This is a genomic window from Rheinheimera sp. UJ63, assembly GCF_021568285.1.
GTDB classification, from domain to species: Bacteria; Pseudomonadota; Gammaproteobacteria; order Enterobacterales; family Alteromonadaceae; genus Alishewanella; species Alishewanella maricola.
This window is the reverse complement of sequence record NZ_JAKGTQ010000005.1, coordinates 154,232-174,289: the sequence shown is the minus strand read 5'-3', so window position 1 is coordinate 174,289 and position 20,058 is coordinate 154,232. Positions and strand designations below refer to the sequence as shown.

The following is a 20,058-nucleotide window of genomic DNA, read 5'->3' as shown; positions in this document are numbered from 1 at the left end:
GCATGTTTGGTGTGCGCCAACACTGCCAAGCCATTTTGGCGCAACAGCCCGCGGGCCGTTTGTTGGCGCTGGATATATTGCGCGGCTTGGCCATTATGGCCATGGTATTGGTGAATAACCCAGGCAGTTGGCAATATATCTATGCGCCGCTACGCCATGCCGAATGGCATGGCTGGACCGTGACCGATCTGATCTTTCCGGCTTTTATCATTATGGTCGGCATGTCGATCCAGCTGAGCTTGCGGCAAAAAATAGCGCAAACCAAGCTGGAGGTCATTCAAGCCGGCGCACTACGTGCATTAAAACTGTATTTGCTGGGGCTATTCTTGGTGCTGTTTTATTATAACTTTCGCGATCCGGCTTACAGTTATCTGCAGCAAAAACTGCTAACAGTACGTTGGTTTGGTGTATTACAACGCATTGCCTTGGTGTACTTTTGTACCTTATTAATTGTGCTGTATTGCGGCACCCGAGCGCGAGTGCTGTGGCTGGTGGGCTTATGTGTAGTTTATCTCGCTTTGATGCAATACATGCCGTATCAGGACGCGCAAGGGCAACAATTTGTTGGGCTTTGGCAATTTGGCAATAATTTTGCCGCCTGGCTGGATCATCAGATACTCGGCGCGCAGCATGTGTTTTTTCGAAGCGCTACCCCCTTTGCGTTTGATCCCGAAGGCTTATTAAGCACTTTACCGGCCATCAGCAGCTGTTTACTGGGCGTGGTGATGGCGCAACTTTTACAAAGTGACCAGCCTCTCGCGTTTAAAATTCGTTTACTGGCTTTAGCCGGCGTGGCGATGGTATGGATTGCCGAACTCGCCCATCCGCTGTTACCCATTAATAAAATGCTATGGACCCCCACCTTTGTGTTGTTGAGCACCGGTTACACCGCGTTATTGCTGGCGGTGATTCTTTGGCTTACCGAGATTAAACGTTATCGCTTGTGGGGGGCACCGTTAGTGGTGTTTGGCGTTAATGCTATTTTGTTTTTTATGTTAGCGGGGGTGGCAGCTCGCATCTTATCCATGCTGCCAGTGGCAGGGACGACTTTGGGGAATAGCTTATTTCGGGAAGTTTTTCAGCCGTTATTCGGTAATTACAATGGTTCGTTAGCCTTTGCGTTGTGCTTTTTAGCGATAGCGTATCTGGGCATGTTGGCTTTGTATCGGCGCGGTTTTATTTTTAAGGTGTAAGAAATGCCACGCGGGATAACAGCTGTTGACCTGGTGTTGACAGTAGCCAGAGCAATAAAATGCAGTTGGCTAATACGATGAGCCAAAACTCACGCTGAAACAGTGGCTTACTGCGTTTGTGTGCGAGTTTTTTCTGGGCAAATAACGCCCCTGGCCAGCCGCCAATTAAGCTAAACATTTGTAAGCTTTCTTCAGGTAAGCGCTGACTTTGCCTTGCAATGGCCGCGTTTTTATCCGCTTGATATAACCAATAAGTAAAGATACTGACCTCGATATAAAGGATCGGTAAGATATACGGCAAGGTACCAAACAATAAACTGATAATCACCAGCATTAAAAAGGCCGCCCGAAAATACAGCGCCAGATCTTTAGCATACTCTAAGTCGACGGTATTTTTCGGGATAACAAGACGTTCTTTGGGGGGGGCAATTGTTGCGCTACTGTCGATGCTTAAGCTAACCGCAATTGGCCGACCTTTTTTATCTGTACCCAGGTCAAAACGCAGCAGATCACCCTCAGCAGGCCGGTGTTTTGGCTGAGCAAAATCGCGGATATGAAAAAAAAGTTTCTGGTTCGTTTGCTCACAAAACAAAAAACCAAAGCCTTTTTTGTCTTGCCAGAAAACGACCTTGCCTGTCAGTTGCATCAACTACACCTCACTGACCCAGCAAATGGCTGTATAAGGATCAGTGTAGCAGAAACGGCCAACATTGTTTACTTCCGGCTCTGTAAACGCATCGATAAATCAATAGCCGTAACATGCTTGGTTAAAGCACCGCTGGAAATAAAGTCGACACCGGTGGCCGCAAGGGCGCTAAGGTTTTCGCTAGTAATATTGCCAGACACTTCCAATTTAGCTTGGCCTGCGGTCAGCATTACCGCTTGTTGAATATCGGGCAAACTAAAGTTATCTAACATAATAATATCAGCTTGAGCACTGAGCGCTTCGGCTAACTCGGTGAGGCTCTCGACTTCAACTTCAATCGGTTTCCCTGGAAAATTAATACGGGCTGTTTGCACGGCGTTGCTAATCGTGCCCGCGGCAGCGATATGATTTTCTTTAATTAAGAACGCGTCGAACAAACCAAAACGATGGTTTAAGCCGCCGCCGCAGCTTACCGCATATTTCTGGGCAAAGCGCAGACCAGGCAGGGTTTTACGGGTATCCAGTAATCGGGTGTTGCTGCCTGCTAAAAACTGCACATAATGTGCCGTCGTGGTGGCGGTGCCGCTGAGCAATTGTAAAAAGTTAAGTGCACTGCGCTCTCCGGTAAGCAACACACTGGCTGGGCCAGTTAAAGTACACAGCAGGCTGTTGGCTGCCACTTGGTCGCCATCGGCAACATGCCAACGCACGCTGACGTCGGCACTAAGTTGTTTAAATACCTCATCAACAAAAGCCGTGCCACAGATCACACAATCTTCACGCGTGATAATAGTGGCATCTGCATATTGCTGAGGGGGGATCAACGATGCGCTGATATCGCCTAAAGCAAGCGGTTGCAGACCTAAGTCTTCCGCTAGCGCAGTAGTGACCGCACGCGGAATTTCGTTGGCTAATAACGGGTGAGCAAAGGGTACGACGTGTCTGTTCATAAGTTAAATGCGCTGGATCAGTGTGAGTTCATTGCCTTGTTGCCGGAATTCTAACTGTTTTAGGGCGCTCATACCTAACAAAATCTCTGAGCCGGCTAAATTAGGTACTATGCTGGCTGGCACATTATGTAAGGTTATTAGGCCAAGCTTTAGTTCGGCAATTTCGCTGCGCCAGGCGGTAGTGACACCGTTAGCCGTGGCGACGCGCATCTCGGCGCCCTTAGGCAAGCCTAATTCTGCCGCTGCACTGGCGGAGATCGCTACCGTGGTGGCGCCAGTATCCAGTAAAAAATCGATGGGTTTGCCATTGATCAAAGCGACACCTAAATAGTGCCCTGCACGGTTTCGTGCTAATTTTGTGGTGATTTCATTGGCAGAAACGCTGCTTTGCAGTTGTTGGTTCGGGTTTTGTTGCTTACTCAGATAATCTTGAAAAAACCAAAACAACGCACCCGCCAGCAGCAGCCAAGTGATCAACGTAAAAAATTTACCAAATGCAGAACTGACTTCAGGTGCTTGCATAAATGTAATCCAGCATTGACAATAGCCCAACAGCTTACTGAGACAGCCGTAAAAAGGCAAAAATTCCCCATGAGTCGCTTTGCAAGCCCCATGCCCCATTTAATTCAACGGCCATGCAGTCATTTTGATGCACGACCGGATGATACTGAAATAAACTTACTGGTGATCCACAATATTAGTTTACCCGCCGGTCATTTTTGTCAGGATCCGCGCCACAGTTATGTTGATGCCTTATTTAGTGGCACCTTGGATTGTCGCGCGCATCCTAGTTTTGCTGATTTGCAGGGACTGCGCGTGGCGGCCCATTGCGTGATTTGGCGCGACGGACAAATTTTCCAATACGTGCCTTTTGAGATGCGAGGCTGGCATGCCGGTCAAAGCAGTTTTGCCGGTCAGCCAAGATGTAATGACTATTCGATAGGTATTGAGTTAGAAGGCACGGACGAGATACCCTATAATGAACAGCAATATAGTAGTTTGCTGCGGTTAACACGGAGTTTGCTGCAGCAGTATCCAGCGATAACCCTGGAGCGGATTGTTGGCCATTGTGATATTGCACCAGGCCGCAAGACCGATCCCGGAGCCGCTTTTGATTGGCAGCGTTATAAACAAGCGCTAAAGGAGAACAAGGCATGACTTTAATTAGTATGTTACTGGCATTAATTATTGAACGGCTTGCCGTACGCAGTGATGCATGGCAAGCCCGACCTTACTGTCAGGCATATTTAAAACTGACTGCAGGCTCAGGATTAAGCAAATTAGCCGAGCATAGCTTAGGTCGTTACCTGTGGCTGCTATTACCAGGGTTAGTCATTGCATTGATCTTGCATTTTGTGGATAGCCGTTTAATCAGCTTAATAGTGAATACCCTAGTGTTGTTAGTGGCGATTGGCTGTTGGCATTATCGGCAACTGTATAAGCAGTTTTTGAATGCGCAAGAACGTGGCGATGATGAAGCGGCTTATTTAGCTATGCAGCAAATTCGTCAAGACAGTGCCAGCAAAGTGGATGACAGCAACGGTTTACTGTTGGTCTGGTTAAACTTTCGCTATTACGCGGCGGTTGTGTTCTGGTTTTTAGTACTGGGTGCTTTTGGTGCCGTGACTTATGCATTATTACGTCATGTACAAGAGCAACCTCAGCTGAAAGATGAGCGCGATGATCAGGTCGAGACGGTTGATGCCTTAGATGAAAGCGAAACCGCGGCCACCGACAACTACAGCTCTGTCAACGCTGACAATGCTGAAGCAACGCCAAAAGATGCGGTGCATTATTTACTGTTTTGGGCAGATTGGTTCCCTGCGCGTTTATTCGGTTTAGGTTTTGCGCTAGTAGGGCATTTCTCGCGTGCTTCCAATGCGCTGTTAGGCTATTTCCTCGACTTTACCGCAGATAATCAGCAAGTGATTACTGATGTGGCTAAAGCGGCCGAGCCGATCGTTGATGTACCTCAGCAAGTCAGTGATGACACCAGTAGTATGGTGCAACTCGCAAAACGCAATATGCTGTTCTTTTTAGCTTTTACCGCTATTTTGACATTAAGCGGATGGATTAGTTAATCGTAAGTGTTTTGCTAAGCAGGGCGCACAGCGCAATAGGGTCAGTGTTCAGTCTGACAATATTGTACTGGCGCCTTTTTTTATGCGTAAAGCCTTATCTGGTTGCCCGTTAACTTGTCAGACCATTTAGCTTAGTACCGATTGGTGCCACATTTTATCGAGCTAAAACTCTAAATATTTTTGCTTTTGCTATTCCTTGCAATCTCTGCTTTATTTACATACTGGTGTGAAACTGATAGCCTAGCGCATAATAATGAAGAATTGGTAATACCAATTTACAATAATGCGGCAGCTTGCCGTAAACAGGTAGCAGAACGTTTGACTCGCAATGACTGATTTAAAAATTAAGCCGGCAAAATTGTCCGATCGCATTGTCGAGCAACTCGAGAACCTGTTGCTTGAAGGCAGCTTTTCGCCAGGTCAAAAATTGCCCTCTGAGCGTGAGTTAGCCGAGCGGTTTGATGTGTCACGCCCCTCATTACGTGAAGCCATTCAAAAACTAGAAGCCAAAGGTTTAGTGAGTCGGCGTCAAGGTGGCGGCACCTATATCAAAGATACCTTGGCTGTGGGCTTAACGGATCCGCTATTTGAGCTGATTAGCCGACACCCTGAATCACAATTCGATCTGCTAGAATTTCGGCATGCCCTAGAAGGCATCAGTGCCTATTATGCAGCGTTACGGGGTACTGAGGCTGATCACATAAAAATCAAAACCTTATACGAAGATATTTGTCGAACGCAACAGCAGCAAGATATAGATGCTCAGGCCATGGCGGTCGGGCAGTTTTATTTAGCAGTCGCTGAAGCATCACATAATGTCGTATTGCTTCATCTTGTTCGTGGCTTAACGCCGTTAGTTGAGCAAAATGTCCGTTTAAATTTAGCCGCCTTGCAGCACAGTGAAGGCATTGCCGAAAAGCTTAATGAGCATCGGCAACGGTTAATGCAAGCGGTGATAAATGGCGAGCCGGAATTGGCGCGTCAGGCCAGTAATGGTCACTTAGCCTTTATTGAAGAAGCTTTGTTAGAAGTCGGCAAAGAACGTTCGCGGATAGAACGTTCTTTGCGCCGTTCACAGCAAGCATAATTTTTTTAGCACGCCACGGGCGTGATTAACCATAGGAAACCTCGATATGTCTGAAGTCAGTAAGGTTGACATCGACGCTTTAGAAACCAAAGAGTGGCTGGAAGCGTTGGAGTCAGTGGTGCGTACCGAAGGGGTAGAGCGGGCGCAGTTTTTGCTGGAGCAAGTGCTAGAGCAAGCTCGGTTGGATGGTGTGGATATGCCTACCGGTGTGACCACCAACTATATCAATACTATCCCACCACAGCAGGAACCGGCTTACCCTGGCGATGTTAACTTGGAAAGACGTATTCGTTCGGTGATCCGTTGGAATGCTATCATGATCGTGCTGCGTGGCTCGAAAAAAGATCTGGAACTCGGTGGCCACATGGCGTCGTTCCAATCTTCAGCGGCGTTTTACGAAACCTGTTTTAACCACTTTTTCCGTGCACCAAATGAAAAAGATGGCGGCGATTTGGTGTATTACCAAGGCCACATTTCACCGGGTATCTATGCGCGCGCCTTTGTGGAAGGCCGTTTAACGGCTGAGCAACTGGATGGTTTCCGCCAAGAAGTCGATGGCAACGGTTTATCCAGCTACCCACACCCGAAATTAATGCCGGAATTCTGGCAATTCCCAACAGTATCAATGGGTTTAGGCCCAATCGCTTCTATTTACCAAGCCCGTTTCTTAAAGTATTTGCACGGCCGTGGTTTAAAAGATACCAGTGCACAGCGCGTTTATGCCTTCTTAGGTGATGGTGAAATGGATGAGCCAGAATCACGCGGTGCAATCAGCTTTGCCGCCCGTGAGAAGCTGGGCAACTTATGCTATTTAGTGAACTGTAACTTACAGCGCTTAGACGGCCCGGTTATGGGTAACGGTAAAATCATCCAAGAATTGGAAGGTTTATTCCGAGGCGCGGGTTGGAACGTGATTAAAGTGGTTTGGGGTCGTGGCTGGGATAAATTACTGGCAAAAGATACCACCGGTAAATTATTACAGTTAATGAACGAAACCATTGACGGTGATTACCAAACGTATAAAGCGAATGACGGCGCCTATGTGCGTAAACATTTCTTCGGACGTTATCCAGAAACGGCTGCTTTAGTGGCAGATATGACCGATGAAGAAATCTTTGCACTGAAGCGTGGCGGTCACGAGCCATCAAAACTGTATGCTGCCTTTAAAGCCGCGCAAGAGTGTACCGATAAACCTACGGTTATCTTAGCGAAAACGGTGAAAGGCTATGGTATGGGTGATGCCGCTGAAGGTAAAAACATCGCTCACCAAGTGAAAAAGATGGACATGACGCACGTGCTGCAATTACGTAAGCGCCTGGGTTTAGAAGACTACATCACTGAAGAAAAAGTGAACGAGTTATCTTACATCACCTTGCCAGAAGGCTCGCCTGAGTTGGAATACTTACACGCGCGTCGTAAAGCCTTACATGGTTATACGCCGGTGCGGTTACCGAACTTCACCAAGCCACTTACGCTACCTGAACTGTCTGCTTTTGACAGCCTGTTAGAAGAGCAAAAACGTGAAGTGTCTACCACCATGGCTTACGTGCGTGCGCTAAATATTTTGTTAAAAGACAAAAATATTGGTCAGCAAATTGTGCCTATTATTGCCGATGAAGCCCGTACCTTTGGTATGGAAGGCTTATTCCGTCAAATTGGTATTTACAACCCAGGTGGTCAGAACTACACGCCAGAAGATCGCTCGGTCGTCAGTTATTACAAAGAAGACGTGGGTGGTCAGGTATTACAAGAAGGGATTAATGAGCTGGGCGCCATGTCTTCATGGGTTGCTGCGGCCACTTCTTATAGCACCAACGATTTACCGATGATCCCATTCTATATTTACTACTCGATGTTTGGTTTCCAACGTGTTGGTGATATGGCGTGGTTAGCAGGCGATCAGCAAGCACGTGGTTTCTTATTAGGCGCCACTGCCGGTCGTACTACCTTAAACGGTGAAGGTTTACAGCACGAAGATGGTCACAGCCATATTCTGGCTAGCACAGTACCTAATTGTATTTCTTACGATCCAACTTATGCCTATGAAGTCGCGGTTATCCTGCAAGACGGTATTCGTCGCATGTACGGTGAAGCGCAAGAAAACATTTATTACTACATCACGGTAATGAATGAAAACTACCACCACCCAGCAATGCCAAAAGGCGCTGAGGAAGGCATTCGTAAAGGTATCTACAAGTTAGAATCTTTTAACGGCGGTCGCGGTAAGGTGCAGTTGTTAGGTTCAGGCACCATCTTAAATGAAGTGCGTAAAGCGGCAGATATTTTGAGCAAAGACTATGACGTCGCCTCAGATGTTTACTCGGTCACCTCGTTTAACGAATTAGCCCGTGATGGCCAAGATTGTGAGCGCTTTAACATGCTGCATCCTGATGCGGCAGAAAAAGTGCCTTATGTTGCCACGGTAATGAACAAAGCACCGGCCATTGCTGCCACGGATTACATGAAAAACTATGCTGACCAGATCCGGGCTTTTGTCCCTGCTAATGCTTATAAAGTGTTGGGTACAGATGGTTTTGGTCGCTCGGATAGCCGTGAAAACCTGCGTCGTCACTTCGAAGTGAATGCCGGTTATATCGTGGTTGCCGCGTTAAATGAATTGGCGAAGCAAGGCGAGTTGAAAAAAGCGGTAGTGGCCGAGGCCATTAAGAAATTTGGCATCGACGCCGACAAAACCAACCCGCTGTACGCATAAGAGGATTTGTCATGACGATTGAAATTCAGGTACCGGATATCGGTGCAGATGAAGTTGAAGTTACCGAGATCCTGGTGAAGGTGGGCGATAAAGTCGCTGCCGACCAATCGCTACTAAGCGTGGAAGGTGACAAAGCTTCTATGGAAGTACCTGCTGAGCAAGCAGGTGAAGTCGCAGAGATTTTAGTAAAAGTAGGCGACAAGGTGAAAACCGGTAGTCTGATAATGCGCTTTGCAAGTGCGGCTGCCGCAGCACCCGCCAAAGCAGAATCAGCGCCGGCACCCGCAGCAGCAAAAGAATCCGCTGCCACTAGCGAATTAAAAGAAGTACAAGTGCCCGATATCGGCGGTGATGAAGTTGAAGTTACCGAAGTGATGGTGAAAGTAGGCGACAGCGTAAAAGCGGATCAATCACTGCTTAACGTTGAAGGCGATAAAGCCGCGATGGAAGTGCCAGCACCCTTTGCCGGTGTGGTGAAAGAAATCAAGGTACAAACTGGCGCTAAAGTGAAAACCGGTAGCCTGATTATGGTGTTTGAAGTGGCAGCTAGCGGTGCAAGTACCGAGAAAGCTGAAACGGCAGCGCCAGCCAAGGCCGAGCCTGCTGCAGCACCGGCTGCCAATGAGTTAAAAGACGTGCAAGTGCCGGATATCGGCGGTGATGAAGTTGAAGTTACCGAAGTGATGGTGAAAGTAGGTGATAGCGTAAAAGCAGATCAATCTATTCTTAACGTTGAAGGTGATAAAGCGGCGATGGAAGTGCCAGCCCCGTTTGCCGGTGTGGTAAAAGAAATCAAAGTTCAAGCCGGTAGCAAAGTTAAAACCGGTAGTTTGGTGATGGTGTTTGAAGTGGCCGGTAAAGCGCCTGCAGCCAGTGCACCTGCGGCTGAAAAAGCGGCTACACCCGCTCCGGCTCCTGCCAGTTCAGCCCCAGCTGCGGCTAGTACACCTGCAGCAAGCAACGATGGCTTTGTAGAAAACAGTGCCTATGCCCATGCTTCACCGGTGATCCGCCGTTTAGCTCGCGAATTTGGCATTAACTTAGCCAAGGTGAAAGGTTCTGCCCGTAAAGGCCGTATCGTTAAAGAAGATGTGCAGAACTACGTTAAGCAACTGGTGAAACAAGCAGAAAGCGGTAGCGCAGCGAGTAGCGGTGCAGCCCCTGGCGGCAACAATATGGGCTTCGATTTATTGGCTTGGCCAAAAGTCGATTTTGCCAAATTTGGTGAAGTGGAAGCGAAGCCGCTATCACGTATTCAGAAATTGTCGGGTGCTAACTTGCATCGTAACTGGGTGCGCATTCCACATGTTACACAGTTTGATGAAGCGGATATCACAGGCTTAGAAGAATTCCGTAAAGAGCAAAATGCGCTGGCTGATAAGAAGAAAATGGGTGTTAAATACACGCCGTTAGTTTTCATCATGAAAGCCGTAGCGAAAGCTCTGGAAGAATTCCCCACCTTCTGCAGCTCGCTGTCTGAAGATGGCGCTAGCTTAATCATGAAGAAGTACATTCACTTAGGTATTGCCGTTGATACACCCAATGGTTTGGTGGTGCCGGTAGTGCGTGATGTGAACAAGAAGGGCGTGATTGAGCTGTCGCGTGAGCTGCAAGAGATTTCGGTGAAAGCACGTGAAGGCAAGTTAACCTCAAGCGATATGCAAGGGGGTTGCTTTACTATCTCTAGCTTAGGTGGCATTGGTGGTACGGCGTTTACGCCTATTGTTAATGCGCCGGAAGTGGCCATTTTAGGTGTCTCAAAATCTGAGATTAAACCGAAATGGAACGGTAAAGAGTTCGAACCGAAGCTAATGTTGCCTTTATCCGTTTCTTACGACCATCGCGTGATTGATGGCGCGTTAGCGGCGCGTTTTACGGCCACTTTGGCGGGTTATCTGGCTGATATACGTCAGATAATCATGTAACAGCGTGCGGCAGCAGCGTTGAAACACGCTGTTGTCGCGGTTTAGGCGGCTAAAAATGCCGCTTTAGCCAAAAGTAGCGCGACAATGTGCGGCACGAATGTTAAAATTCAGCCACTTTTTTCGCCTGATAGCCGTGCCCTACACCGCGCTGTCAGAAAACCGACCCGATGATAAAAGGTAAAATGATGAGCAACGAAATTAAAACCCAAGTGGTAGTGCTGGGCGCTGGCCCTGGCGGTTACTCTGCGGCCTTCCGTGCGGCAGATTTAGGCTTAGAAGTGACGTTAGTTGAAGCACGCAGCACCTTAGGTGGCGTGTGTTTAAATGTTGGCTGTATTCCGTCTAAAGCGCTGTTACACGTTGCAAAAGTAATTGATGATGCACGTGATATGGCATCTCATGGTGTGACCTTTGGGGCACCAGAAATCGATTTAGATAAAATCCGTGCGTGGAAAGACAAAGTGATTGGTCAATTGACCAATGGCTTAGGTGGCATGGCAAAAATGCGTAAAGTAAAAGTAGTGAACGGCTACGGTAAGTTCACGGGCGCAAATACCTTACAAGTTGGCGACACCACCATTACATTTGAACAGGCGATTATTGCTGCCGGTTCAGAGCCAGTGGCATTACCCTTTATTCCAAAAAATGACGACCGTGTGATCGACTCTACTGGCGCACTGGAATTAAAAGATATTCCTGGTGAAATGCTGGTATTAGGTGGCGGTATCATCGGTTTAGAAATGGGTACTGTTTACCGTGCGCTAGGTTCTAAAGTGTCTGTGGTTGAGTTTGCTGATCAGTTAGTGCCTGCAGCAGATGCCGATATCGTTAAAGCGTACACCAAGTACAACAGCAAAAACTTCAATATCATGTTGTCGACCAAGGTGACTGCGGTTGAAGCCAAAGATGATGGCTTGTATGTCACGTTCGAAGGTAAAAACGCACCGAAAGACCCAGTACGTTACGACAAAATCTTAGTTGCGGTAGGTCGTAAGCCTAACGGTAACTTAGTTGATGCAGCAAAAGCCGGTGTTAATGTTGACGAGCGTGGCTTTATTAATGTTGATAAGCAACTGCGCACTAACGTTGGCCATATTTATGCTATCGGTGATGTCATTGGTCAGCCGATGTTAGCGCACAAAGCGGTACATGAAGGTCATGTAGCGGCTGAAGTCATTTCTGGTTTAAAACACTTCTTTGACCCACGCTGCATCCCATCAGTAGCCTATACCGACCCAGAAATGGCCTGGACAGGTGTCACTGAGAAAGAAGCGAAAGAGCAAGGCTTAAAAGTTGAAACGGCGACCTTCCCTTGGGCGGCTTCTGGCCGGGCGATTGCCTCAGCGCGTACTGAAGGTTTCACTAAGCTGATTTTCGACAAAGAAACGCACCGTATCCTCGGTGGCGCTATTGTCGGTATCAATGCCGGTGAAATGTTAGGCGAAATTTGTTTAGCGGTTGAAATGGGTGCTGATGCGGAAGATATCGCGTTAACTATTCATGCTCACCCAACCTTAAACGAGTCTATCGGTTTAGCGGCAGAGATCTACGAAGGTTCAATCACCGACTTGCCCAATCCGAAAGCGAAGAAGAAGTAATTGCTTCTTCACTAAAAAAGGCGCCGTTCGGCGCCTTTTTTGTGTCTCGCTAAAACTAATTACGACGACGCAATCTTAACAACAGCAAACCGCCGGCTAATAACAGCGCTGTGGCAGGTGCCGGTACGGCAACATTAGGAGTGCCGACAACCACTCTTATTGCGGATCGAGCTACTTCTCCTTGCGCATCAGAAGCAGTAAGTGCGAAGGTGTATTCACCATTTGCATTAGGGTTAAAAGGACTTGGTGGTGGGGTTATAAACGGCAATGTAGGGCTGCCACTTAAAAACGAAAAAAGTAAATTCTGCGACCCTTGTGCTGTGAGGTTATTAGGGGCAAGAAACGCACTAAGATTAATTAGGCCGTGGGTAGACTGATCATTGTTTGCTGCTGGATCAAAGTCGTAAAACAAATTAAAGACATAATCATTTAGCATAGAGCTATCTGTAATACTAACATAAAAGTTAAAATTCCAAGTCGCACCTGCGAGTGATGAACTTGGTGGTGTGTTTTGACCGGGAGAGGCAAAAAAAGTACCAGCACCATCATTACCTTCAGATAAATTTTCATAGCGGCCATGAGAAGATAAACCTAAAGTAAAGCCCCTAAAGTTAGTGATGGCTACAAAACTATTTGGGATGCCATCACCGCCAAATTCTGTATTCAGATAACCAAAACTGTCATAAGTGGGAATGATAGGCGCTGCATACGAAGTTGTACTAACGGCACCGAATAAAGTCATAGCGGTTAGTGCTAGGCTAAATTTTTTACTAATTGATTTAAAATTCAAAGTACATCTCCTTAACATGGATATGCTTATAAACTGGTTGCATAGTGCAATAGTATTAAGGTGCAATAATTATGCCTTTATTTTTTTAATTTAAAAAACAATAGCTTAAAATTTTGTATGTTGGGTGTTGCCGGCAAAGTGTAAATAAACCTGACGAAAACCACACTAACGTCACTTTCCAATCAATATTTTCGCTTTGGTATTCGGCTACAAAATTAACCAGACCGAATTCAGCGGCTCTGGTTAATCGAAGTGTTAGTTGTTTACCGCAAAACAATGCTGCTTCACGTGCTCTGCAATACCTACACCGGCTTCAGACATGGTTAAGTAGGTTTGATCAGCACCTGCGCTGATAATGTTTTTCGCTTCATCATCATGCATGCTGTGCGAAACGATAAAACCACTAAAACCTGTATCACGGAGTTTTTTCGCAGCGATAGATTTGGCCTCAACGTCGTTCATGCTGAGGATCACCGCTTTGACTTGGCCAAAATCTAACCCCTGCCAGAACACTTGGTCTTCAGCATCAGCGTAAAAAATATGAATGCCTTTTTTCTGATGAGCTGCCACTTTGGCGGGATCGGAGTCCATGGCAATAATTTTGTGTGAATTAATTAAGTAGCTATAGGCCGAGGTGCCGGTGCGGCCCATGCCCATAATCAGCACTTCGGCATCGCCGAGCGACACCGGTTGCTCATCGGGGTGGTGGCTGTTACGTTCAAATTTAAGTAACTGACGGCATAGTTTGTCATATAACGGGTGCGCAATACGATTCAGCGGTGCAGAAATAACAAAAGATAATGCCACCGTAAGGGCCAGCGGGATCAACCATTCGGGTAACACCACACTGGCGACAATTAGGCCGAATTCGCTGTAGTTAGTTAGGCTGATACTGGTTAAAAAAGCACTGCGTGCTCTGAGTTTGAACATCACTAGCAGTAAGAAGAACAGAATGGCTTTCAGCGGTAACAGTAAGGTCATGACCCCGGCAAATAACCAAGCATTTGCGTCTGGTAAGCCATCAATGCCTATTTGTAAAAAGAAGCCAACAAGGAAAAACTCTTTAATACTCCACAGTGACTTTGACAACTCGCCGGCCCGAGGATGTTTGGCTAACATGGCACCAAATACCAGCGCACCAAGCTCAGAGCTTAATCCGACCAATTCAAAGCCTTGCCCACCAATCACTAAAGCTAAAAGTAAGCCAAATAAAATCAGTAAGTCTTCATGGCCGCTGGCGTCTAGCAGTTTATACAGTATTGGACGTAACAGCGGTAAGCCAAAGACCAGTAGTGCCCAAGGTGAGGGGGTGGTGCCACTGGCTAGACTCATCACTAACAGGGCCAGTAAGTCTTGAACAATTAAGATACCGATAGCCACGCGACCATGAAAAGCACGTAGTTCACGTTTACTTTCTAACACTTTAGCGGCAAGTACGGTGCTAGAAAAGGCTAAAGCCACTGCCAGCATCAGTGCTTGATACCAGCTCACGTCAAAGATAAACAGCGTTGCTGGCAGGATGAGTACGATAGATAACGCAAAGTGTAAGGTGCTGCCACCGAGTACTTCAGGTTTGCTTAAACTGCGGACATTAAGCTTTAAACCTACCGTAAATAACAGCAGTAATACGCCCAGATGGGCAATATGGTGGATAATTGAAGGGCCTTCTGGTGGCATACTGATATCGGTAGCCGTAGCGGAGATAGCGAAACCTGCCACTAAATACCCTATTAAAGGAGGCAAACCAATAGCCCGAACCACAAGGCCAAGTGAAAAAGCAAATCCTATCCAAATTGCCTCAAGCATGCTTATTCCTGTTTTATTACTGCGATTAACATTAAGAATATCTTAAATTATTCAAAGATTAAAATGATTAGCCTGCAGATTAAACTTTTGTCGGGCAGTTGCTAACGTCAACTCGCTGAAATTCAACATTAAAGGGCTTGAGTGACAAGGTGTTGATAGTGTTGGGTTTGGTTACGGCCTTGCTTTTTCGCTTGATACAGCGCGTTATCTGCTTGGGTGATGAGATGCTGCCAGTCTGGCTCACCATCAGCATAAGTGCTAACACCAACACTAACAGTGGCTTTCGCTTGCGGGCAGTCAATGGCGCAGCTTTGTTCCACTTGTATTCTGATGCGCTCAGCAATGTGTAATGCGGCCTGACTATCGGTATTCGGTAAACAGATTAAAAACTCTTCGCCGCCATAGCGAAAAATGGAGTCATAACCACGCAGTTCCGATTGTGCGACATAAGCGATATGTGCAATCACCTTATCACCGGCGACATGGCCAAAGAGATCATTGACCTGTTTAAAATGATCAATGTCTAACATAACGATACTACAACATTGCTTCAGACGTTGGCTACGTTGTAGTTCGGTTTGTAATTTTTCGTTCAGCAGCCAACGGTTAAACACACCGGTCAAGGCATCGCGATCAGCAATGTGCTGCAAAGCGATATGCTGCTGTCGATAGACTAAATACAGACAACTACCAAAGGTTAGCAGGCTAAAAGCGGTGATAGCAAAGTAGCCAAGACCAATCATTATTTGGCTGGAATGTTGCGTAAATATGCCTGATAAATCGAGTGAAAACAGAATGTAACGGCTGCAAAGCTGAATAATATTAAAAAGAAAAGCCATACTAAAACAGATATATACAGCGCGCAGCTCACGGTTTTTCTGGCGAATTAATAATCGAAGCGCCATAACGTTTAACACAATACTAATGGGCAAATTGAGCAATAAGCGATTGGCCGAAGAGGCTTGTGCCAATTCGGTTAGGTTGATGGCATAGGTTAAAATGACAATAGCGAGTAACCAGCCAACCTTAAATTTGCGTTGTGTTTGTTCGTAAAGCCCGGCCAACAAAAATAAATAGATACCCATGTAACAGGTGTTGGGTATAGCAGGGTTGAGCCAATAGGGCAGATCAAAACCGGAACGGCTGAAAATACCAATTGTTGAGTTTATCCATAAACAGCTGCTCGCAAAAAACCAATACAGTAAAAACAGCTGCTTATTTTGTTTGTATAACAGAATAAGCAGGAAGCTGGCGGCGATCCCTAAAAACAGATTGACGTAATTCAGGGTCAGGATGTCCATACTTGCTGCTCCTGCGGCTAAGACAACATTTAATGTAACACAGTATTGGATAATGAGTATGGCAAACAATTCAGGCGGTAGAAGCCATTAGGGTAAGTTGCGGTGGTGATGACTCCACAATAATCGCTATGGGTTATCTGCTTTATCTTTGTTAGGTAAGTTCGTTACGCCAGCAGCATAACGTCGAGCCTGGCGTTAAGTGCTGCTGTCACTGTTCGATTATTGATGTTTGCCTACCGTCCAATTATCGCAGGCGAGTAAGGCTGTAGCAGAGGCAATCGCGCCTTCTTCTAGTGTTGTTGCCATGGAGTCATTCCAGCGATTAAGATAACCAAACAATGCAATGACGCCCATCATTTCCACAATTTCGCCGTCATCCCAATGTTTTTTCATTTCAGTTTGGATAGCCTCATCAACCGCGTTAGGCACTTGTGAGGCGGCGAGTGATAACTCAAGAGCGGCACGCTCAGCCGCTGAAAACGCCGGATGGCTGCGAAATGCCCAGATATTTTCAAGTTGTTCTTCAGCGGCACCATAGCGCTCTGCGGCACGAATGGTATGGGCCTGGCAATAACGACAACCGGTAGCGTTACTCGATACATAAGCAATTAAGCGCTTCAGTGCAGAGGTTACCCGGCCTTGATTCGCCATTACCGCCATATTTAATTGGATAAACGCTTTAGCAATGGCAGGACGGTGGCTCATGGTCAGCACCGAGTTAGGGCAAAAACCCAGTGTTTCATTAAAAAACGCGGCTAACTCAGCAACGTCGGGGTTAGCATCGGCGGGTAGAGGGGGGATAAAAGCCATAGGGACAGTTCCTGTTGTTATTAGAATATGCGCATTCGGCGATTGACCAAAAAGAGCCTATGCCAGTGGCGCGTAGTTCATGCATTTACGAGCGTGGCAGCGCTTTACGTGGTCGAAATCGCTGCCATAGTAAGACAAAACCGGTCAAGCCAAGGAGTAACGCACTGCCAGAAAAGCCGATCAACAACGGAGTGTTAAAGTTACTGCGTTCTTGATAGTCCATAATATGCAGCATCCAGAAAAAATCGAACAGGCGCCAACTGTCTGTACGAACACGACTAATAGCGCCCGAGGCGGGATCGAGATAAAAACGGCTGTTGTCCTGATCATCAAACCTTACCAACCAAAGCGGGGGATGCAGTTGTTGCACTTCTTGGGGCAGCGTTAACAGTAATTCTGCACTTTGCAACTGACCCGTACCGTGATACTGCGCAAGCGCAACCTGACGGATCTGTGTTTCGGTTAATGGCGGCAATACTGCACCGTCGATCGCGCTATAGCGAAAAAGCTGATCTTGCTCGGCGACAACATAAACGGGGAGTGCCATTAGCTTTTGCTGTTGCAGGCTAAGATGCTGGCTTAAGCTCAGGTTAGCCTCGTTACTATGCTGCTGTAATAGTTCTGCAGGGCTTACTTGGGCGTGATGCCAATCTGCGCTTATGTTAAGCCGTAAATGCTCACCACGTACTTGCTCGATGGGTAGGATAGCCATCACTAAACCACTTAAAAACCATAGCGTTATTTGCACCGCTAACAGTAAACCAAGCCAATTATGTAGCTTACGACAAAAAATAAGCATAGTGTTAAAACTGAAGAAATGATGACTTATAACAGCAGATATAACCCCGTGCTGTAAAGCCCTATTTCGAATTGACTGCTCTTACCTGTCTCTGAGTGTGGTCATACCTGTACCGGAGTGCGGTCGGACCAGTGTGGTAGGCAGGAAGAGCAGTTTAGGGGGCTGGGTTATTCGATAAAACGATCACCTAGCAAGTTGGCGCCAAGATGGCCGGTTTTAACGTAAATCAGCGCGCCCTCTTCACGGGTGAAAGGGCTGTGGGTACTGTAGCGTGGATTACGTAGCCAGCTACCGGCAGGGTATTCGCCGTGTTCATCACAGAATAAGCCTTCTAACACCAAAATTTCTTCGCCACCTGGATGGGTATGCGGGTTAAATTGTGTGTTAGGGCCCCAGCGTACTAAAGCGGTGTTAATGCCGTCATGTTCATGCAGTGGCAATACAGATAAACCGGGAACCATGCCTTGATACCAGCTGGCTGAGGCTGTTTGCTTAACCAGTTGTGTGGTATCGTCGGCGGCAAATTGCCAAAGTTTTACCAGTAAAGTGCAGCCTTCGCGCGAAAAGGGTTGATGGGATGAACCGGGTGGGTTGCGAAGATAAGTCCCCACAGGGTAGTCGCCGTGCTCGTCGCTAAAAATCCCTTCCAGCACAAAGATTTCTTCGCCACCATCATGCCGATGGCTAGTGTAACCTGCGCCTGCAGCATAACGCACAATGCTGGTTGCTCTGGCCACTTCAGCACCGGCGCGATCCAACATCATACGGCTGACGCCGGCGAGCGGCGAAGCGACAAAACGATAATCGCTTGGTCGCATCACCACCCGTTGACTAAAGTCGTTATTCACTTGCATCAGGTATTACCCGAAATGACAGAAACACAGTTTATTACCATCAGCATCACGCACATAGGCACCGTAGAACTTGCCTGGGATGCGTTGACCCGGTGCACCGTCACAGTGGGCGCCTAAGCTAATGGCTTTCTGATACAGCGCATCGACTTGCTCTTTTGAGCCCGGCGACAAAGACACCATATTGCCATTACCTGGGTGTGGTGCTTCTTTATTAAATGGTACGCAAATGCTCAGCATCGGTTGTGCCATGCTTTTGCCGAAAAAAACGATGCGTTCCATATCCATCAAGGGTTTAGCGCCTAGCTCGCCAAGTAACTCGCTATAAAATGCTTTGGCTGCGCTCAAATCACTAACGCCTAAAGTGATGTAACTGATCATGTATAGCTCCAAATTTTCGTTAATGGGAAATCACTGAACATCATACGTTAAGCCCCCTAAAATAGTGCACAGCTTATTTAATTAAATGCTTGCTAATGTATCTAAGACTTATCGCAACTCGCTAAGTGTAGACGATGGCCATAATATTCTGCTGAGGTCGCTATAGCTGTAAGGCAGATCAGGCTATAGTGAGCAGTATTCGCCAAGGCGACTTGATAAGGACACCCTATGCGTTTTTGGACTTCGTTAAGCCGGCTGCAACAACGGCTTGCTGCCTTGTTTTTGCTGCTTGCCCTTGCGGCTTTGCTCTACACTGGCAGCTTACAGCAGCAGTTAGTCAATCCAGTATTGGCGCCACTTGATCAACAAGCGCAGCAATTATTAAAACGAAGCCTGTTATTAAGCAGTGCTTCTTTTGCCACCGCGCGTTTAATCGACCGCGGAATTGCGTTTGTATCAGAAGCGCAATTCAGTGTGGGTGTGGCCAGTATTAAACCCGGACAAATGCTAAAGCCGCTGCAGGATATGGCAGTACGTTATTCCGATTTAATGGTGTTGGCGATGACGTCGATTGGCTTGCAGTTATTTTTATTAGAGTTTGGCAAGCTCGCAGCGTTACCGTTATTTGGTAGTGGTGTTTTACTCAGTGCTGTTGTGCGTTTGTTTGGGCCGAGCAGCTGGCGCGAGGCAGCAACCTATTTATTCAGGATCTTTTTAGCTTTGTTATTGTTGGTCCGTCTCGGCGTGCCAATGGCCGCCGTGGGGGTAGCAAAGTTATCAGATTGGGTTATAGAACCACAACGTCAAGTTGTTGAGCTAGCGCTCACCACCGAAACCGCCCCTTTGCAGCAAGTGGAGCAACCGCTAGGCGCACCCGATAGCGGTGCTTTGGCTTGGTTAAAACAATTAGCCGCCAATGCGAATGACCTATTTAATGCGGTGAAAAACTTCTCCGATGGTATGGTCGAAAAACTCATTCAACTGATCGTGTTATACAGTTTGCAAACCCTTATTTTTCCGTTGTTATCGTTATATTTATTGTGGCAGGCAGGCCGCTGGTTTGTTAGGCGTCCGCTACCGGCTTTTCGCCAAGCACTAGCGGCGCAAACACAAACTTAAAGGCGATC

The 20,058-nt window shown here is 47.0% G+C and carries 18 protein-coding genes; 8 read left to right on the top strand and 10 right to left on the bottom strand.

Translation table 11 applies throughout. From position 1 onward, the window contains the following. Positions 1 to 2 precede the first annotated feature (2 nt). Positions 3 to 1,193, top strand: a complete 1,191-nt coding sequence (locus L1N97_RS14060; protein WP_236130212.1) for an acyltransferase family protein — start codon at positions 3 to 5, stop codon at positions 1,191 to 1,193. Here the strand turns inward: L1N97_RS14060 and L1N97_RS14055 are convergent. The 3 genes from L1N97_RS14055 to L1N97_RS14045 form a co-directional block, all read right to left on the bottom strand. Beyond that, positions 1,183 to 1,839 (bottom strand): DUF1294 domain-containing protein, encoded by a 657-nt coding sequence (locus L1N97_RS14055; protein WP_236130211.1) that lies wholly within the window; start codon positions 1,837 to 1,839, stop codon positions 1,183 to 1,185. The genes L1N97_RS14060 and L1N97_RS14055 overlap by 11 nt on opposite strands. Before the next feature lie 68 nt (positions 1,840 to 1,907). Then, positions 1,908 to 2,789 (bottom strand): carboxylating nicotinate-nucleotide diphosphorylase, encoded by an 882-nt coding sequence (nadC, locus tag L1N97_RS14050; protein ID WP_236130210.1) that lies wholly within the window; start codon positions 2,787 to 2,789, stop codon positions 1,908 to 1,910. 3 nt (positions 2,790 to 2,792) lie between these two features. Beyond that, positions 2,793 to 3,311, bottom strand: a complete 519-nt coding sequence (locus tag L1N97_RS14045; RefSeq protein WP_226751955.1) for a retropepsin-like aspartic protease family protein — start codon at positions 3,309 to 3,311, stop codon at positions 2,793 to 2,795. Positions 3,312 to 3,380: 69 nt separating this feature from the next. On the opposite strand from L1N97_RS14045, the gene ampD reads away from it, so the two are divergent. From ampD to lpdA, 6 genes are all read left to right on the top strand, one after another. Then, entirely contained in the window at positions 3,381 to 3,947 is a 567-nt protein-coding gene (ampD, locus tag L1N97_RS14040) for a 1,6-anhydro-N-acetylmuramyl-L-alanine amidase AmpD (RefSeq protein WP_236130209.1), read from the top strand. Further along, positions 3,944 to 4,870: a regulatory signaling modulator protein AmpE gene (gene ampE, locus L1N97_RS14035; RefSeq protein ID WP_236130208.1), complete on the top strand. Its 927-nt coding sequence runs from the start codon at positions 3,944 to 3,946 to the stop codon at positions 4,868 to 4,870. Before ampD ends, ampE begins: the two co-directional genes overlap by 4 nt. A 328-nt stretch (positions 4,871 to 5,198) precedes the next feature. Beyond that, positions 5,199 to 5,957, top strand: coding sequence for a pyruvate dehydrogenase complex transcriptional repressor PdhR (gene pdhR, locus L1N97_RS14030; RefSeq protein ID WP_229587586.1), 759 nt, complete (start codon positions 5,199 to 5,201; stop codon positions 5,955 to 5,957). A 46-nt stretch (positions 5,958 to 6,003) separates the two neighbouring features. Next, positions 6,004 to 8,670, top strand: coding sequence for a pyruvate dehydrogenase (acetyl-transferring), homodimeric type (aceE, locus tag L1N97_RS14025; protein WP_226751959.1), 2,667 nt, complete (start codon positions 6,004 to 6,006; stop codon positions 8,668 to 8,670). An 11-nt stretch (positions 8,671 to 8,681) separates the two neighbouring features. Next, positions 8,682 to 10,595 (top strand): pyruvate dehydrogenase complex dihydrolipoyllysine-residue acetyltransferase, encoded by a 1,914-nt coding sequence (gene aceF / locus L1N97_RS14020; RefSeq protein WP_236130207.1) that lies wholly within the window; start codon positions 8,682 to 8,684, stop codon positions 10,593 to 10,595. A 185-nt stretch (positions 10,596 to 10,780) separates the two neighbouring features. Then, complete coding sequence (gene lpdA / locus L1N97_RS14015) at positions 10,781 to 12,193, top strand: dihydrolipoyl dehydrogenase (protein WP_226751961.1); 1,413 nt, start codon at positions 10,781 to 10,783, stop codon at positions 12,191 to 12,193. Positions 12,194 to 12,248: 55 nt separating this feature from the next. Here lpdA and L1N97_RS14010 read toward each other — a convergent pair whose 3' ends face one another. From L1N97_RS14010 to L1N97_RS13980, 7 genes are all read right to left on the bottom strand, one after another. Next, a complete protein-coding gene (locus L1N97_RS14010) occupies positions 12,249 to 12,983 on the bottom strand; it encodes a PEP-CTERM sorting domain-containing protein (RefSeq protein ID WP_236130206.1) in 735 nt (244 codons plus the stop codon). A gap of 255 nt (positions 12,984 to 13,238) precedes the next feature. Continuing rightward, positions 13,239 to 14,789, bottom strand: a complete 1,551-nt coding sequence (locus L1N97_RS14005) for a cation:proton antiporter family protein (protein ID WP_236130205.1) — start codon at positions 14,787 to 14,789, stop codon at positions 13,239 to 13,241. A 128-nt stretch (positions 14,790 to 14,917) separates the two neighbouring features. Beyond that, positions 14,918 to 16,090, bottom strand: a complete 1,173-nt coding sequence (locus L1N97_RS14000) for a GGDEF domain-containing protein (protein ID WP_236130204.1) — start codon at positions 16,088 to 16,090, stop codon at positions 14,918 to 14,920. A gap of 219 nt (positions 16,091 to 16,309) precedes the next feature. After that, a complete protein-coding gene (locus tag L1N97_RS13995) occupies positions 16,310 to 16,900 on the bottom strand; it encodes a carboxymuconolactone decarboxylase family protein (protein ID WP_229587576.1) in 591 nt (196 codons plus the stop codon). Positions 16,901 to 16,985: 85 nt separating this feature from the next. Next, entirely contained in the window at positions 16,986 to 17,699 is a 714-nt protein-coding gene (locus L1N97_RS13990; RefSeq protein WP_236130203.1) for a PepSY domain-containing protein, read from the bottom strand. 167 nt (positions 17,700 to 17,866) lie between these two features. After that, positions 17,867 to 18,553, bottom strand: a complete 687-nt coding sequence (locus L1N97_RS13985; protein WP_236130202.1) for a cupin domain-containing protein — start codon at positions 18,551 to 18,553, stop codon at positions 17,867 to 17,869. 6 nt (positions 18,554 to 18,559) lie between these two features. Further along, on the bottom strand, positions 18,560 to 18,931 hold the full coding sequence (locus L1N97_RS13980; protein WP_229587571.1) for a VOC family protein: 372 nt from the start codon (positions 18,929 to 18,931) through the stop codon (positions 18,560 to 18,562). Positions 18,932 to 19,159: 228 nt separating this feature from the next. On the opposite strand from L1N97_RS13980, the gene L1N97_RS13975 reads away from it, so the two are divergent. Then, positions 19,160 to 20,050 (top strand): hypothetical protein, encoded by an 891-nt coding sequence (locus tag L1N97_RS13975; protein ID WP_229587569.1) that lies wholly within the window; start codon positions 19,160 to 19,162, stop codon positions 20,048 to 20,050. Positions 20,051 to 20,058 lie beyond the last annotated feature (8 nt).

What these genes read in the sequence shown, in the direction of transcription:
- L1N97_RS14005 (WP_236130205.1), bottom strand. Translation starts at nt 14,789, where the DNA reads ATGCTTGAGGCAATTTGGATAGGATTTGCTTTTTCACTTGGCCTTGTG.
- L1N97_RS13980 (WP_229587571.1), bottom strand. Translation starts at nt 18,931, where the DNA reads ATGATCAGTTACATCACTTTAGGCGTTAGTGATTTGAGCGCAGCCAAA.
- L1N97_RS13985 (WP_236130202.1), bottom strand. Translation starts at nt 18,553, where the DNA reads ATGCAAGTGAATAACGACTTTAGTCAACGGGTGGTGATGCGACCAAGC.
- L1N97_RS14055 (WP_236130211.1), bottom strand. Translation starts at nt 1,839, where the DNA reads ATGCAACTGACAGGCAAGGTCGTTTTCTGGCAAGACAAAAAAGGCTTT.
- L1N97_RS13975 (WP_229587569.1), top strand. Translation starts at nt 19,160, where the DNA reads ATGCGTTTTTGGACTTCGTTAAGCCGGCTGCAACAACGGCTTGCTGCC.
- L1N97_RS13995 (WP_229587576.1), bottom strand. Translation starts at nt 16,900, where the DNA reads ATGGCTTTTATCCCCCCTCTACCCGCCGATGCTAACCCCGACGTTGCT.
- ampE (WP_236130208.1), top strand. Translation starts at nt 3,944, where the DNA reads ATGACTTTAATTAGTATGTTACTGGCATTAATTATTGAACGGCTTGCC.
- lpdA (WP_226751961.1), top strand. Translation starts at nt 10,781, where the DNA reads ATGAGCAACGAAATTAAAACCCAAGTGGTAGTGCTGGGCGCTGGCCCT.
- pdhR (WP_229587586.1), top strand. Translation starts at nt 5,199, where the DNA reads ATGACTGATTTAAAAATTAAGCCGGCAAAATTGTCCGATCGCATTGTC.
- aceF (WP_236130207.1), top strand. Translation starts at nt 8,682, where the DNA reads ATGACGATTGAAATTCAGGTACCGGATATCGGTGCAGATGAAGTTGAA.
- nadC (WP_236130210.1), bottom strand. Translation starts at nt 2,789, where the DNA reads ATGAACAGACACGTCGTACCCTTTGCTCACCCGTTATTAGCCAACGAA.
- L1N97_RS14000 (WP_236130204.1), bottom strand. Translation starts at nt 16,090, where the DNA reads ATGGACATCCTGACCCTGAATTACGTCAATCTGTTTTTAGGGATCGCC.
- ampD (WP_236130209.1), top strand. Translation starts at nt 3,381, where the DNA reads ATGAGTCGCTTTGCAAGCCCCATGCCCCATTTAATTCAACGGCCATGC.
- L1N97_RS14060 (WP_236130212.1), top strand. Translation starts at nt 3, where the DNA reads ATGTTTGGTGTGCGCCAACACTGCCAAGCCATTTTGGCGCAACAGCCC.
- L1N97_RS13990 (WP_236130203.1), bottom strand. Translation starts at nt 17,699, where the DNA reads ATGCTTATTTTTTGTCGTAAGCTACATAATTGGCTTGGTTTACTGTTA.
- L1N97_RS14045 (WP_226751955.1), bottom strand. Translation starts at nt 3,311, where the DNA reads ATGCAAGCACCTGAAGTCAGTTCTGCATTTGGTAAATTTTTTACGTTG.
- aceE (WP_226751959.1), top strand. Translation starts at nt 6,004, where the DNA reads ATGTCTGAAGTCAGTAAGGTTGACATCGACGCTTTAGAAACCAAAGAG.